Source organism: Arthrobacter sp. CDRTa11, assembly GCF_026427775.1.
Classification (GTDB): Bacteria; Actinomycetota; Actinomycetes; order Actinomycetales; family Micrococcaceae; genus Arthrobacter.
Window position 1 is genome coordinate 999,372 of record NZ_CP044532.1, and the last position, 13,109, is coordinate 1,012,480.

Consider the following 13,109-nt stretch of genomic DNA (forward strand, 5'->3'; position numbering starts at 1 on the left):
CGGGGGAGTCCTTCACTGGCGCAGTTCCTCTGCGGCCTCTATATCGATGATGCGGTGGATGGAGAGCACCCGTTCGGTGTCCTTCGCCGGGTCAAAAACCCTGACCCGGCCGCCGCTTACAGATAGGGGAACAACCGTTTCCAGGTTCGCATTCCCCTGGCTGTCCACCACGTTCATGCTGACCCTTTGCTTGAGGCGGATGGCACGCTGAAGTGTTTCCAAGCCAAGCTGCGTGGCCGCCTCACCGGATTCGGCGGAGGCTGCAGCGATGGAAGGGCCGGCCCCGGCGGGCGCAGACCGGCTGCCGGTGCCGACGGGCCTGCTGTGGCGAAGCAGGGACAGCTGGGCCTCCACGTCCGCCTCGGCCGGAGCGGTCCGCGGAGCGGTATAAACGGGGCGGACGCTGCCCGCGGCACCGGTGGTGCGGCGCAGCCGGACCACCGACGGCTCAGATTCCTCCACAGAAGGCGAGAGGCCCAGGCTGCGAAGCACGTGCGCCGTCTCCCGGGGAGGCGCTGACGAGATCAGTACGGTAGGCGCGATCCGGCTAAGCCTCAGGCCCGCCGCCTTCGACTCCGCGGCCAGCTCCAGAACCGTTGATTCGTCGTCGCTCTGGATGAAGCTGGCGGCCGCACCCACGTGCAGCCGCCCGTGCCGGGCGGCGGTGTCCTCCACCAGGTATTCCAGGGGCTGGGGAACTGAAGTGGCTGAATGTTCACGCAGGAACTCGAGAAGGCTGGAAGCGTCGTGCCCGGAGTCCAGTGCCCTCCTGATGGAGGGCACGGAGAAGCGGTAGATGGTGGCCGGACCGTGGCCTTCGGCGTCGGCCATAAGCAGGAGCTTCTCGCTCAGCTCCGGCGAAAGGTAACCAGGCGCCACCGCCGTGAGGTCTGCCTGCAGGAGGACATGGTTCAGCGCTGCGGGCAGGTGCTCGCCCAGGATGCCCAGTGCTTCGTCCGGGCTGTCTTCTGCCATGGCGCTCCCCAGCTGGCTGAGCGCGCCGGACCCGATCAGGCCAAGCATCTCCGCCTCCACCAGGACGCCCCGGATGAGGGAACTGAAACGGCGCGCCATCCTGGGCTGGGCCCATTCGGCCCGCTGGAGCACAGCGGCGGCGTCCAGGACGGGGGCTTTGCCGTCCGAGGCAGCTGCCTCACGGGTGAGTTCGTTAAGGATTTCCAGGATCCGTTTCCTCACCACCGGAGCGTCGGGCCGCTGCGCTTCCGCGGACAGTGCGTTGATGATGCTTCCGGCAGCTGTGCGGTGAGGGCCGGAACCGGCGGCCGGGCCACCCACTGGCTGCCCCACGAGGGACGGAACACGTTCGCTGGCCAGCCAGGCGTTGACCAGCCAAAGCCACTGCTCCTGCCGGGGAAGGACCAGCCATTCCAGCTGCGGCGGCTGAATCCAGGCTGAAGAATCCACATCCAGCCGGAGCAGGCCCGACAGCCCGCAGAGCTCCAGCAGCAGTCCCGTCCGGGACTGCTCTATGCGCAGGGTCTCGGCAAGGCGCCGCATCTCGCGGACCCCCACCCCTCCGCTGCGCAATGTTGCCAAGGGTTGTTCCCTGACCGCATACAGGAGCTCGCCAACCAGCCTCAGGGTTTCGGCGATGGCCCCGAGGGCGGCATTCCTGCGCAGGAGGGCAGTGGTGTTGCCAAGCTCGGGAACTGGCGGCGACAGCGTGAAATCGTTGATGACCGCTCCGCCACGCAGGGAGAGTCCTACACTGTGCGGCAGTTCCACATGGGCGGCGTCCAGCGGTACCAGCAGGCCCCGGGCAAGCAGCCAGTCAACAGGCCCGACGTCGGCGCCCTCGTTCGCCACGGACGCCTTGCGTTGCGCCTGGGGAACGGCACCCATGGCCCAGTTGCGGAACCGGGCGAGCAGCGCCGTCGTGCGTTCCGGGGCTCCGGCCAGAACCTTTTGCAGGGCCTCGGGCGATGATGTCCAATGCTGCAGGGACAAGGCTGCTTCCATGGGTGTGGTGGCCGGCTGGATGGCCACGCCGCTGCGGTGCAGTTCGGAAACCAGTTGGACCGCACGCTGGGCAAAGGCGGGCTGCAGCCGGACCAGTTCTGTGTAGCTGCGGCCCAGGCCCGCCGGGTAGATGCCCACCACATCCTTCAGGCACCCCACGGGAAGGTAGAACCGCTGGCGCCGGGCAGTGGAAGGGGTTCCGTGTGGCGGCTCCGCCCGGTGCACCAGCGCCAGCTCCTGGAGTGAGGCCAGGATGCGTTCCACCGCGGTGACCGTGGATCCTGAGATCAGTTTCCTGACCACTGTTGCCGAGGCGCTGTGTTCGGTGTCCGTGTTGGTGCAGAGGTGGAGGGTTTCCAGGACCTGCATCTGGGGTTTGTTGAGGCGCTCCAGTGCGCGCTGGACGCTGACCCGGGCACTGGCCCGGGCGGCGAGTGCGGAGAAATCGGGGACGGTGGGAGAGATAAGGTCCGGCCGCGCAGCGAACAGGGCCCGCAACGATTCGTCGCTGCGTGCCTCCAGTTCCTTGCTGAGCGCGCGAATGAGGGACATCAGTCCAACGTTACCGCCCGCCGGGCTTTCCTGCCCGGCGCCTGCCGGCCACACTGTCCAGCACCAGGAAGAGCATCAGCAGGAAGGCCAGCGGCAGGCCGTACAGGGCGGTGGAGGTGACCCACACGGGCGCCACGGAGCCTGCAAACGCGAATGCCATCACCGCGCCCACCGCCACCAGGGACAGGATGGCAACAAACGCTGCGCAGATCATCAGGGGCCGCCGGTACCGCGTGGGTGTCATGCCCGTAACGCTAACAGCACGCGGCGCCGTGATGAGCCGTTGAAAGCGGGATTCCGCTGTCAGTCAGGATAACCTTGAACAATACAGACCAACACGGTCCGGGCCCTCATACCCTGAACCCGCACATCAGTGCGGATGCGGTGACGGCCGTCCGTGTCTCAAGACGTCAGAACGAAGAGGGTTGATTACGTGCCTACCGGCAAGGTCAAGTGGTATGACAAGGAAAAAGGTTTCGGATTCCTCGCGGGCGAGGACGGCCAGGAAGTCTTCCTGCCCAAATCTTCGCTCCCGGAAGGCGTCACGGACCTGAAGGCCGGGACGCGGGTTGAGTTCGGTGTGGCAGACGGCCGTAAAGGCGCGCAGGCATTGGGTCTGCGGGTCCTGGACAAGACCCCTTCGATTGCCAAGGCCAAGCGGCCGAGCGCCAAGGACCTCGCCCCCCTCGTTCAGGACCTGGTGACAGTACTGGACAACCTCTCCGGCACCTTGTCCGCAGGTAAGTACCCGGAAGGCAACAAGGGCAAGGCCATCGCCGCTGCCCTGCGTAAGGTTGCCGACGAGCTGGACGTTTAGGTCTGCTGATGAACCCGGAAGGCGAACAGCAGGAGGCAACAACCGGCGGCCAGCCAGGCGAAACGGCCGGCCAGCCAGAACTGGTCCTGCCCCCAACAGATGCCGGCACCACTGACGCGGGCACCACTGAGGTGACCCCTACGGACGCCGGCACCACTGACGCGGCCCCTACTGACGCCACCGCTGATGCCGCCACCGCGGCAAAGCCGGGGGCGGCGCGGCGTGCCGCTGTGCCTGTATGGCGGACCGGCAAGCCGGACGCCTTCCTCGCCGCTGCTGTGGACGTGGCGCGCACGGCCATCGAAGGCATCACTGCCGCCTCGGACATTGGCCAGCACGTTGCGGCCCGAAGTGAGGGCGACCGCCTTGTCACGCACCTGTTCGAATCCAAGCTGCCCGGCTACCAGGGCTGGCAGTGGTACGCGGTCCTGACCCGCAACTCCCGCTCCAAGGTTGTCACGGTCAATGAGCTGGGCCTGCTGCCGTCGGAGGACTCCATCCTGGCCCCGGAATGGGTGCCATGGGCGGAGCGTGTCCGCCCGGAGGATGCCCAGGAAGCAGAAGCCGCCGGGCAAGCCGTGCCTGCGACAGAGGCACCAGTGGACGATCTCGAGGATGTGGATCAGGACGACGCCGACCAGGGCGGCGACGCCGATCAGGATTCTCCGAGTCCCGACGACACGCACCAGGACGACGCCGATCAGGACGACGCTTATCAGGTCGGCGATCACGACGCCGATCAGGACGACGCCGATGAGAGCCCGGCCGGAGGGGCCCACTAGGCCCTTGGCACTGCCCCTGGGTCTGGGAAAGATCCAGTCGGCTTCACGGCGTGAGCTTCAGCAGGGCGGCAGGTGAGGGCCGCAGCGGAGCTGCGGCGCGCTGCATCACTGTCCCTCAAACAGCAAAACGGCGCCGGCCGGGGAAAACCCGGGCGACGCCGTCGAGCACTGACAGGACCTTCAGGCGGGAATCGCTACTTGCGGAGTTCAGCCACCACGTGGTCGATGCAGGCTAGCAGCGCCGATACGTCGGCGGGCTCGATCGCCACAAAGGTGGCGATCCTGAGCTGGTTGCGTCCCAGTTTCCGGTACGGCTCCGTGTCCACGACGCCGTTCGCGCGCAGTACCTTGGCCACCGCTGCCGCGTCCACTGACTCGTCAAAGTCGATGGTGGCAATAACGTTGGAGCGTTCGTCGGCCTTGGCCACATACGGGGAAGCGAAGTCGGAAGCCTCTGCCCACGTGTAAATGCGGCCGGCGGAATCGGCGGTCCGCTTGGAGGCGAAGTCGAGCCCTCCGTTGTCGTTGAGCCAGCGGACCTGCGCGTCCAGGGTCACGAGGGTGGAAAGCGACGGCGTGTTGTACGTCTGGTTGAGGCGCGAGTTGTCTACAGCGGTCTGCAGGTCCAGGAAGTCCGGGATCCAGCGGCCGCTGGCTTTGATGCGGGCGGCGCGTTCCAGCGCGGCGGGGGAGAAGAGGCCCAGCCACAAGCCGCCGTCGGAAGCGAAGTTCTTCTGGGGTGCGAAGTAGTACACGTCCGTCTCGGCCACGTCTACGTCGAGTCCGCCCGCTGCTGATGTTGCATCCACCAGCACAAGGGCGCCGTCGTCCGCACCTGCGACCCGCTTCACCGGCGCCACAACGCCAGTAGACGTTTCGTTCTGCGGCCAGGCGTAGACATCCACGCCGGCCTCCGCCGTTGCCTCAGGGCGCGTGCCGGGCTCTGACGTGATGATGGTGGAGGCCTCAAGGAACGGCGCCTTGTTGGTGGCGGACGCGAACTTGGAGCCGAATTCGCCAAACGAGAGGTGCTGGGCCTTGTTCTCCACCAGGCCAAAGCTGGCAACATCCCAGAAGGCCGTGGAGCCACCCACGCCCAGGACAACCTCATACCCCTCGGGGGCGCGGAAGAATTGGTTCAGGCCCTCACGGACAGAGCCCACCAGGTTCTTGACCGGGGCCTGACGGTGCGACGTACCAAGAATCGTGGTGGATGCAGCGGAAAGCGCCTCGATTTGTTCCGGCCTGACTTTTGAAGGTCCGGCACCGAACCGTCCGTCCTTTGGCAGGAGGTCGGCGGGAATAGTGATGCTGGTTTCGCTCACAGGGGCTCCAATTTCGGCGTGGACGCACTTCACGTCCGGGACGGTGGGGTGGCGGGCAGTCAGCAGTGACTGCAATTATGGACCTCCCTTATTCTGCCTGACAGCCAGATGCGGCGGGAACCGGACCGTCATAGTCCGGTCATTGAGACCTGCCCTGCGACCTCCGGTGAAAGGTGGCAGGGGAGTGCGGGAGACATGATGCGCAAGCTCCAGGGCAGCACTTGCGGAGGGCGCCAGGAGAATACCCGCCCTGAGAACTGACGCGAAATTGACCCTGACAGGGGGTGGCGAAATTATCCGGACAAACTCAAAATAGGCTAAGCTTTTCAACGGACTACGTCGCTGTGGGTGGGCGATACGGATGGGATTGCCCAAGGTACTGCGCTCGAGGGAGCTGAGCTGGATGACGGATCTGATCGATACTACGGAGATGTATCTTCGGACCATTTTGGAGCTTGAGGAAGAGAACATTGTCGCTCTTCGGGCCCGCATCGCTGAACGGCTGCGCCACTCCGGCCCCACGGTGTCCCAGACCATTGGGCGGATGGAGCGGGACGGCCTGGTGGTGGTCTCCGGAGATCGTCACCTGGAACTCACGACAATCGGCCGCAAGCGCGCCATCGAAGTCATGCGCAAGCACCGGCTCGCGGAACGGCTCCTTGCTGATGTGATTGGCCTGGATTGGGCATATGTCCATGACGAGGCCTGCCGCTGGGAACACGTGATGAGCGAACGGGTGGAGCGGCGCATCTATGAAATGCTGGACCACCCCACTGAATCCCCTTATGGCAACCCCATCCCCGGTCTGGCGGCCCTTGGTGGTGCAGAGCCCAGTGGGATCGCAGACGGTGTGATTAATCTCCTGGACGCGATGAAGGGTTACGGCCAGGGCTCCCAGGTGACTGTCAGCCGCCTTGCCGAGCCAATCCAGGTGGAGCCAGAGTTGCTGGTTCAACTCGACGAGGGCGGGATTCGGCCGGGAGCCTCCGTCTCCCTTGAGCGCGTCGGGGAGTACATTTCCGTCCGCGTGCCCGGGATAGAGGGGGCGCTGGAGTTGCCGCCGGAAGTAGCGGCCCACGTCTTTGTTTCTGTCGGCTGATTTAGCCTAATCGAGGGACAAATCCGGGGCCCGCGGCGGGGCCCCGTTGCCTTGTTGTGAGCGAGCACATAAAAGATAACGGAATTGTTACACGGGCTTTAATCGCCTATAGTTGATCCCCAAGCGTTGATACTAAAGCGTTACCTGATCTGGAGCCGAGCTCTGCCAGCGGATCAGGTGCACGAGTCACTTAACTGGCAGAGGCGGAGGAACCACAACCGGCAGCCGAAAGGCTGCCTTGGGGTGAAGTCCGTCAGCGGCAAGCCTCTTCCAGCGAAGGATCCTACGGGATATCTCTGTGCCGAAGCTTGCTTACGGCGGACCGGGTCTTTGAACTCTCTGACCCGAATCCGACAGCTAACTTCGCAGGCTACCCAGAGAGGAACCGTTCTTGACCATGCAAAATTCCAGGGGCCGCCGTCGCGCCGCCGGCCCGCCTTCGGCGCCCCGGGTTGCCGAGGTTCTTGCCGCGAACAGACCACGCGACCCCCAACGTGATGCGCGCCGCCGGCGTGGTCCGTTCCAGCAAATCAGCGATTTTGCCGCGGCCAGCGGCGTAGGGCAGAAGGCCGGGATTGCCCTCGCCGCCACCGGCCTGGTCCTCACGGTCACGGTTCCCGCAACCGGCCCCGTCATGGCCACCCCTGCTGTCGGCCAGACTGCAACCTCAGCCGCCTCAGTCTTGCCGCAACCTGAAATTTCCGCAGAGGCGGGTGCGCAGATCGACTTCAGCCGCTCCTCCGTGGTGACGCAGGGCGATCCGGATGGCAAGCTCAAGCAGCTGCTGAGCGCGCAGTCTGCGGGTTCAATCACCCGCGCCGCATCCGCCGGCAGCCTGGGTGCACCGCTGGCTTCACTCGTGACCGCCTCTCCGTTCGGTTACCGCGTCAGTCCCATTACCGGTGGTTCCGGCGACTTCCACCGCGGCCAGGATTATGTGGCCCAGTGCGGAACGTCGGTCCTGGCAGCCGCGAGCGGCACCGTGACCTTTGCCGGCTGGCATCCCTACGGCGGCGGCAACCGTGTTGTGGTGGACCATGGCAACGGCCTGGAGACCACGTACAACCACCTCTCCTCGTTCAACGTCCACGTGGGCCAAACCGTCACCAGGGGCGAAGTTGTGGCGCTCAGCGGCACCACCGGGGCTTCTACCGGCTGCCACCTTCACTTTGAGGTGCAGGTCAACGGAGAAGTCGTCGATCCCACCGGATGGCTTTAAGTGATGGAAAACTCTCAAATCGCTGTGACATGCCGTGACCTGAATGTGACATTCGCTCTAAACTGTTGTAACGTCTAAAGCGCGTCAACTTTTCCGAAGTTGACGCTCTTGAGTGGATTGCCTAGCTCTGCCACCGCTCAAGGTCCGTTCGCATGACATCGTCTGGCAGGGGCGGGGGAACCAATTTTGGTCTTCGATTTATGAAGGCCTTGGGGTTAAGTCGCAAAGCTTCCCAGGAAGCAGCGCGGCCGGGTGACTCCCATCCGAATCCGACAGCTCACCTCGCAGGCATTGGGAGAGGCTACCTTCGTGTCTTCACGCCATAATTCTGCGCGCCACCGTGCGCAAACGGTTCGTACCAACCCATTGGACTCCGTGTCCAAGGCTGTTAGTGCAAATGCCGGGACCGTAGGTCGCCAGGCTGCTGTCATTGCAGCCGCATCAGGCCTGATCCTGAGCATGGGGCTTCCGGCCAACGCCGCCGACACCACCGCGGGCATCTCCGCTTCCACGGAGTCTGGTTCCGCGCAGCCTGCACTTGCCGTTACGGCTGCACCCACCGCTACGGTGTCCTTCGAGCGTCCCGTGGTCAAGACCACGGCTGCTCCGAAGATCGAAACCGTGCGTCCGCAGTCTACTGAGACGGCCACGCGGGCATCCGGAGCAACGGCTACCACCGCCTCCAAGCTGACGGACACTGTCTCCTCTGCTGCGGCGTCGGGTCTGGCTGCAATTGCCTACACCGGAATCGGCAGCCCCTACGTCTGGGGCGGCACAACCCCCAACGGCTGGGACTGCTCCGGTTTCACCCAGTGGGTTTACGCCCAGGCAGGCATCAGCATTCCGCGTGTCAACGCCTGGACCGCGATGAAGCCCACCTCCACACCGTCTCCCGGTGACCTTGTCATGCAGAATGGCGGCGCCCACGTAGGCATTTACGTTGGCAACGGCATGATGATCAGCGCCTTGAACCCCTCACAGGGAACGCTGCTGCACTCTGTCGCCTCCACAGGCGGCGGATCGTACTACACCATGAGCTAGTTCCGCCTCCGGAACTGCTCCCACGGGTTCCGGAAGAACGATTCCTCCCCGGAAACACTTTTCGCTGAATCCCCGTTCGGGGCGTGCCGGCGTACCCCCAAGATGCCGGCGCGTCCAAAGCCCTTCGGTTGCCCATGTGGTCCTGAGGAAAACGAAAGAGAGAAATAATGACTACACGTGCAACTGTTGCACGGCACCGCGCCGAGGTTGTCAAGACCAACTCGCTGGCTGTCATTGCCAAGGCTGTCGGCGACAACGCCGGCGGCGTGGGCCGCCAGGCCGCAGTCATCGCTGCTGCCTCCGGCCTTGTTCTGACCAGTGGTATCGCGGCCAACGCTGCTGACACCAACGTTCAGCGTGAATCTGCTTCCACTTCCGCTCTCGGTGTCGAAGCTGCAGCTCCGGCAACCATTTCGGCGGCTTCCACCATCTCCATCTCCTACGAGAAGCCCGCGGTCACCACCACACCGGCTCCCGTCGTCGAGGCTCCTGAGCCCGTGGTTGAGGTTCAGGAAGCTCCCGCCGCCAAGCCCGTGGCCTCTGTCAAGGTTGCAGCAGCCGTTCCTGCCGGTCCCGTTGCCGCGAGCAGCAAGGGCCAGGCCATCCTGTCCGCCGCTTATGCACAGCTGGGCGTCAACCAGGACTGCACCATGCTGGTGACCAACTCGCTTGCAGCGGTAGGCATCAACTTCCACGACTGGCCCGCCGGATACCTCTCCCTGGGCCGCACCGTCAGTGCTGCCGAGGCCCAGCCCGGCGACCTGATCTACTACGCCGACGGCGGCGCGGGCGTTGCCCACGTGGCTGTTTACGCCGGCAACGGCCAGGCCGTACACGGTGGCTACAACGGCAACCAGACCGTTGTGTTCAGCGCCAACGTTGGTTCCGGCCCCGTCTTTATCCGCATCCCCTAAGACGGCCCGCAGCTCTTCGAAGGACCCCTGCCTGACGGCGGGGGTCCTTTGTGTTGTTCGGCGGACGCTTCGTTTCAGGACCTGGGCTACCCCGACACACACCTTCGATCACCCCTGGATTAGCTGATCAGGGGTTTCTTTGTTTACTCTTGTGGTGTCGATCCATAGCCCGGATATGCCGGGGGCAGCCGGCCCTCGTGCCCCTGACGGGTGCGGCCGTGAAGAGGTAAGTGCATGCGCACTCTCGTTCTGAATGCTGGATATGAACCGCTGGCGGTGATCACCTTCCGCCGGGCGCTGGTGCTTGTGCTCACGGGCAAGGCAAGCGTGGTAGCCGAAGGCGAGGATCCCGTGGTGGGGCCGCAGGAGATATTGGGCCGCCCGTCCGTGATCCTCCTGAACCGCTACATCCGCCCCCGATACAACCAGAACACCGCGGTCAGCCGCCGCGGTGTTTTGCGTCGGGACGGACACCGCTGCGCCTACTGCGGCAAGGCAGCCCACACCATCGACCATGTTCACCCCAAATCGCGCGGAGGCGCGGATTCCTGGGAAAACCTGGTAGCTGCCTGCCTTCGCTGCAACAACCTCAAGGGAGACCACACTCCGGGGGAAATGGGCTGGAAACTGAGGTTCACGCCTGAGCCTCCACATGGCACCATCTGGCAGATCAAGGAGCTGGAGAAGCCCACTCCGGCCTGGGACCCGTTCCTGCTGCCGGAACGCGCAGCCTGACGCAGGCTGCCTGATGTCACCCTGCGTGATGCCTGCCTGATATCGCACCGCTAGGCTGGCAGTGTGGATTCAGACGTGGAATTTGACGCCGTCATTCTTGCCGGCGGACGCTCCTCAAGGCTGGGCGGCCAGCCCAAACAATGGATGACGTACCGGGGCGCAACCCTCCTTCAGCTGTCACTTGACGCTGCCCGGGGCGCTGCCGGCGTGGCGGTAGTGGGGCCAGAGGACGGTGCCTTGCCGGCCGAGGTGTTGACGTGCAGGGAGGATCCGCCGTTCGCGGGGCCTGCTGCCGCAGTAGCGGCCGGGTTGGCGGCGCTGGCGTACGCCGGAGCGCTCAAGCCATTCACGCTGGTGCTGGCATGCGACATGCCCAGGGCCGGGACTGCTGTCCAAGCCCTTCGAGACGGAATTCGCGACGGGGCCGAAGGGGTGATGGCAGTTGACCAGGATGGCCGCCGGCAGCCGCTCCTGGGGTTTTATAGCACAGCCGCGCTACAACGCTCGGTTCAAGATCTCGCCTCCCGTGGTGCCTTAATCAACGGTTCGGTGATGGCACTACTTGCTAGTCTGGACGTGCAGCTTGTCACCGTCCCGGCAGGGTCCACAGACGATGTGGATACCTGGGACGATGCCGCCGCACTTGGAGTGGCCGGCCAGGAACCGTGACCAGGTTCCGGACCAGAGCGGCCGCAATGGAATTGGAGGCAGACAGTGAAGAGCCAGGATGAAACGCTGGAGGAATGGTGCAGGTCCCTGCTCCAGGCCTATGAGCTTGAGGACGTCCAGATGGACGTCAATGCGATCCTTTCGCTCGCCGGCGTGGCGGCCCACTCAGTAGTCCGGCCTGCCGCACCCCTGACAACCTTCATTGCCGGCTTCGCTGCCGGACTTGCCTCCGGCTCAGGGCAGGCCACCGATTCGGCCTCCATGGCAGCGGCGATGGATGTGGCACGGGCCCTGGCCAAGGACTACGACGCTGAAGCCGCCGGGACTCCGGCCGAATGACTGCCGGACCCGGCGAAGAACCTGGGGATCCGGAAAAGCCTGGCGTCCCCGAAGCTCGGGAAACGCAGCAGACCACCCAAAACCAGGACTCCCTTCAGGCCCCCGAAACGCCTCAGGCCCCTGAAGCACCGCATGCAGAATCCGGCCATCTTGCCCACACCTGGCAGGAAGCCCGGACGGCTGCCTTTGAATGTGCCACACCCATTCCTGCCGGACGCGTGCCGCTGCAGCACGCGCTGGGCAGGGTTCTGGCAGGGGATATCACTGCGCTGCACGACATGCCGCACTATGCCTCCTCCGCCATGGACGGCTGGGCTGTTAACGGCAGTGGACCCTGGATCATTGCCGAACCCGGGCAGCGGCTGGCGCCGCACCAGGCTAGTCCCATCGTGACCGGAGGCCTGATCCCGCCCGGGGCCAAGGCGGTGCTGCGCAGCGAAAGCGCGGTCCTGGGCACGGACGACGACGGCCTGCCGATCCTGATGACCGGGGGCACGGCCCGGCCCGGTGAACCTCGGAACGGCCAGCACATCCGGAAGGCAGGCGAGGAAGCAACGGCCGGGGAAGTGTTGGTCCCCGCAGGTGTTGCCCTTAACCCGGCCCATCTGGCCCTTGCCGCGCTGGCCGGCCACGACGCGCTGCTGGTCCAGGGAAAACCCGTGGTCAAACTCCTCCTGACAGGCTCCGAAGTGGTCACCCATGGCGTACCTGAGCCCGGCAAGGTCCGGGACACTTTCGGTCCGCAGCTCCCTGCCGTGGTGGGAATGCTCGGCGGGATCTTCGGAGGCCAGGAAAAGATCGGCGACACCTATTCTGAATGGCTGGAAGGGCTGGAAGACGTCGCTTTGCCGCCCGAACCTCCGTCATCTCCGGAGGACGGGGCGGACGTGGCGGCGCCCGCTGTCCTGCCCGCCGACGTCGTGATCACCACCGGCGGAACGGGCCGCTCCGGGACGGACCATCTGCGCCAGGCGGTGGCCGAACTCGGCGGGCGGCTGATCATTGACGGAATCGCCATGCGCCCCGGTCATCCCGCCGTCCTGGCCGAGCTCCCGGACGGACGCTTTGTGCTGGGCCTGCCCGGCAATCCCCTGGCCGCCATGATGGCGTTATCCACCGTGGGTGTACCGCTGCTGGCAGCGCTTGGCCACGGAACCATGCCCCCGGTCCAGGAGGTCCCCTGCGGAACAACTATTGAACCGGATCCGGGCCGCACCAGGCTGATGCCCTTCCGCCTGCTCTACGGCATGGCGTCTCCGGCGCAGCACACGGGACCCGGCATGATGCGGGGCCTGGCCTCCGCGCAGGGGGTGATGGTGGTGCCGCCGCACGGGGTGCAGTTGGGTGAAGCTGTGCCGGCGTTCGCGCTCCCTTGGGGACCGCCGGTTCCTGTCCCCGAGCCTGCGGGAGCGAAGTCCAAAGCCAAAGCCGGCGCCAGGACAGCGGGACGGACGGCCGGCAAGGCTGCGGCAAAGCCTGCTGCTCCGGCCGGACCTGTCGACTGGAGCGCACTGCTGGGCTGACGCCTGCCGGGCCTGCACCGGCTGGCATCGCCAAGCAGGGCTTGCGATGATGGAGCTATGAACAGCCATCAGGGCCAATCCGGCGCGTCCGGGACTCATCTAATCCGCACAGCC

The 13,109-nt window shown here is 65.2% G+C and carries 13 protein-coding genes and 2 riboswitches; of the genes, 10 read left to right on the forward strand and 3 right to left on the reverse strand.

Going from position 1 to position 13,109, the window contains the following annotated elements:
* Positions 1-12 precede the first annotated feature (12 nt).
* A complete protein-coding gene (locus F8G81_RS04655) occupies positions 13-2,532 on the reverse strand; it encodes a helicase-associated domain-containing protein (RefSeq protein WP_267277846.1) in 2,520 nt (839 codons plus the stop codon).
* A 10-nt stretch (positions 2,533-2,542) separates the two neighbouring features.
* On the reverse strand, positions 2,543-2,776 hold the full coding sequence (locus F8G81_RS04660) for a hypothetical protein (RefSeq protein WP_267277847.1): 234 nt from the start codon (positions 2,774-2,776) through the stop codon (positions 2,543-2,545).
* 189 nt (positions 2,777-2,965) lie between these two features.
* Here F8G81_RS04660 and F8G81_RS04665 point away from each other — a divergent pair, with 189 nt between their 5' ends.
* Together F8G81_RS04665 and F8G81_RS04670 are read left to right on the forward strand one after the other, a co-directional pair.
* Positions 2,966-3,349: a cold-shock protein gene (locus F8G81_RS04665; RefSeq protein WP_267277848.1), complete on the forward strand. Its 384-nt coding sequence runs from the start codon at positions 2,966-2,968 to the stop codon at positions 3,347-3,349.
* 131 nt (positions 3,350-3,480) lie between these two features.
* Positions 3,481-4,131 (forward strand): DUF3027 domain-containing protein, encoded by a 651-nt coding sequence (locus F8G81_RS04670; RefSeq protein ID WP_416377129.1) that lies wholly within the window; start codon positions 3,481-3,483, stop codon positions 4,129-4,131.
* Between the two features lie 194 nt (positions 4,132-4,325).
* Here the strand turns inward: F8G81_RS04670 and serC are convergent, their stop codons facing one another.
* Positions 4,326-5,456 carry a phosphoserine transaminase gene (serC, locus tag F8G81_RS04675; protein ID WP_267277849.1) on the reverse strand — a complete coding sequence of 377 codons (1,131 nt, stop codon included), beginning with the start codon at positions 5,454-5,456 and terminating at the stop codon, positions 4,326-4,328.
* A gap of 403 nt (positions 5,457-5,859) precedes the next feature.
* On the opposite strand from serC, the gene F8G81_RS04680 reads away from it, so the two are divergent.
* From F8G81_RS04680 to F8G81_RS04715, 8 genes are all read left to right on the forward strand, one after another.
* A complete protein-coding gene (locus F8G81_RS04680) occupies positions 5,860-6,555 on the forward strand; it encodes a metal-dependent transcriptional regulator (RefSeq protein WP_267277850.1) in 696 nt (231 codons plus the stop codon).
* A 143-nt stretch (positions 6,556-6,698) separates the two neighbouring features.
* A riboswitch (cyclic di-AMP (ydaO/yuaA leader) is annotated at positions 6,699-6,942 on the forward strand.
* 10 nt (positions 6,943-6,952) lie between these two features.
* Complete coding sequence (locus tag F8G81_RS04685) at positions 6,953-7,774, forward strand: M23 family metallopeptidase (protein WP_267279123.1); 822 nt, start codon at positions 6,953-6,955, stop codon at positions 7,772-7,774.
* Positions 7,775-7,917: 143 nt separating this feature from the next.
* Positions 7,918-8,079, forward strand: a riboswitch (cyclic di-AMP (ydaO/yuaA leader).
* Positions 8,080-8,149: 70 nt separating this feature from the next.
* Positions 8,150-8,815: a C40 family peptidase gene (locus F8G81_RS04690; RefSeq protein WP_267277851.1), complete on the forward strand. Its 666-nt coding sequence runs from the start codon at positions 8,150-8,152 to the stop codon at positions 8,813-8,815.
* 167 nt (positions 8,816-8,982) lie between these two features.
* The gene (locus F8G81_RS04695; RefSeq protein ID WP_267277852.1) at positions 8,983-9,729 is read left to right on the forward strand and encodes an NlpC/P60 family protein; all 747 of its coding nucleotides are present in this window, start codon (positions 8,983-8,985) and stop codon (positions 9,727-9,729) included.
* Positions 9,730-9,963: 234 nt separating this feature from the next.
* Positions 9,964-10,464 carry an HNH endonuclease gene (locus tag F8G81_RS04700; protein ID WP_267277853.1) on the forward strand — a complete coding sequence of 167 codons (501 nt, stop codon included), beginning with the start codon at positions 9,964-9,966 and terminating at the stop codon, positions 10,462-10,464.
* 63 nt (positions 10,465-10,527) lie between these two features.
* Positions 10,528-11,133: a molybdenum cofactor guanylyltransferase gene (gene mobA / locus F8G81_RS04705; RefSeq protein WP_267277854.1), complete on the forward strand. Its 606-nt coding sequence runs from the start codon at positions 10,528-10,530 to the stop codon at positions 11,131-11,133.
* Between the two features lie 45 nt (positions 11,134-11,178).
* Positions 11,179-11,472 carry a DUF6457 domain-containing protein gene (locus F8G81_RS04710; RefSeq protein ID WP_267277855.1) on the forward strand — a complete coding sequence of 98 codons (294 nt, stop codon included), beginning with the start codon at positions 11,179-11,181 and terminating at the stop codon, positions 11,470-11,472.
* The gene (locus F8G81_RS04715) at positions 11,469-12,995 is read left to right on the forward strand and encodes a molybdopterin molybdotransferase MoeA (RefSeq protein WP_267277856.1); all 1,527 of its coding nucleotides are present in this window, start codon (positions 11,469-11,471) and stop codon (positions 12,993-12,995) included. The genes F8G81_RS04710 and F8G81_RS04715 overlap by 4 nt, the downstream gene beginning before the upstream one ends.
* The last annotated feature ends 114 nt before the right edge of the window (positions 12,996-13,109 follow it).

What these genes read in the sequence shown, in the direction of transcription:
- F8G81_RS04685 (WP_267279123.1), top strand. Translation starts at nt 6,953, where the DNA reads ATGCAAAATTCCAGGGGCCGCCGTCGCGCCGCCGGCCCGCCTTCGGCG.
- F8G81_RS04715 (WP_267277856.1), top strand. Translation starts at nt 11,469, where the DNA reads ATGACTGCCGGACCCGGCGAAGAACCTGGGGATCCGGAAAAGCCTGGC.
- F8G81_RS04680 (WP_267277850.1), top strand. Translation starts at nt 5,860, where the DNA reads ATGACGGATCTGATCGATACTACGGAGATGTATCTTCGGACCATTTTG.
- F8G81_RS04655 (WP_267277846.1), bottom strand. Translation starts at nt 2,532, where the DNA reads ATGTCCCTCATTCGCGCGCTCAGCAAGGAACTGGAGGCACGCAGCGAC.
- F8G81_RS04660 (WP_267277847.1), bottom strand. Translation starts at nt 2,776, where the DNA reads ATGACACCCACGCGGTACCGGCGGCCCCTGATGATCTGCGCAGCGTTT.
- F8G81_RS04695 (WP_267277852.1), top strand. Translation starts at nt 8,983, where the DNA reads ATGACTACACGTGCAACTGTTGCACGGCACCGCGCCGAGGTTGTCAAG.
- F8G81_RS04700 (WP_267277853.1), top strand. Translation starts at nt 9,964, where the DNA reads ATGCGCACTCTCGTTCTGAATGCTGGATATGAACCGCTGGCGGTGATC.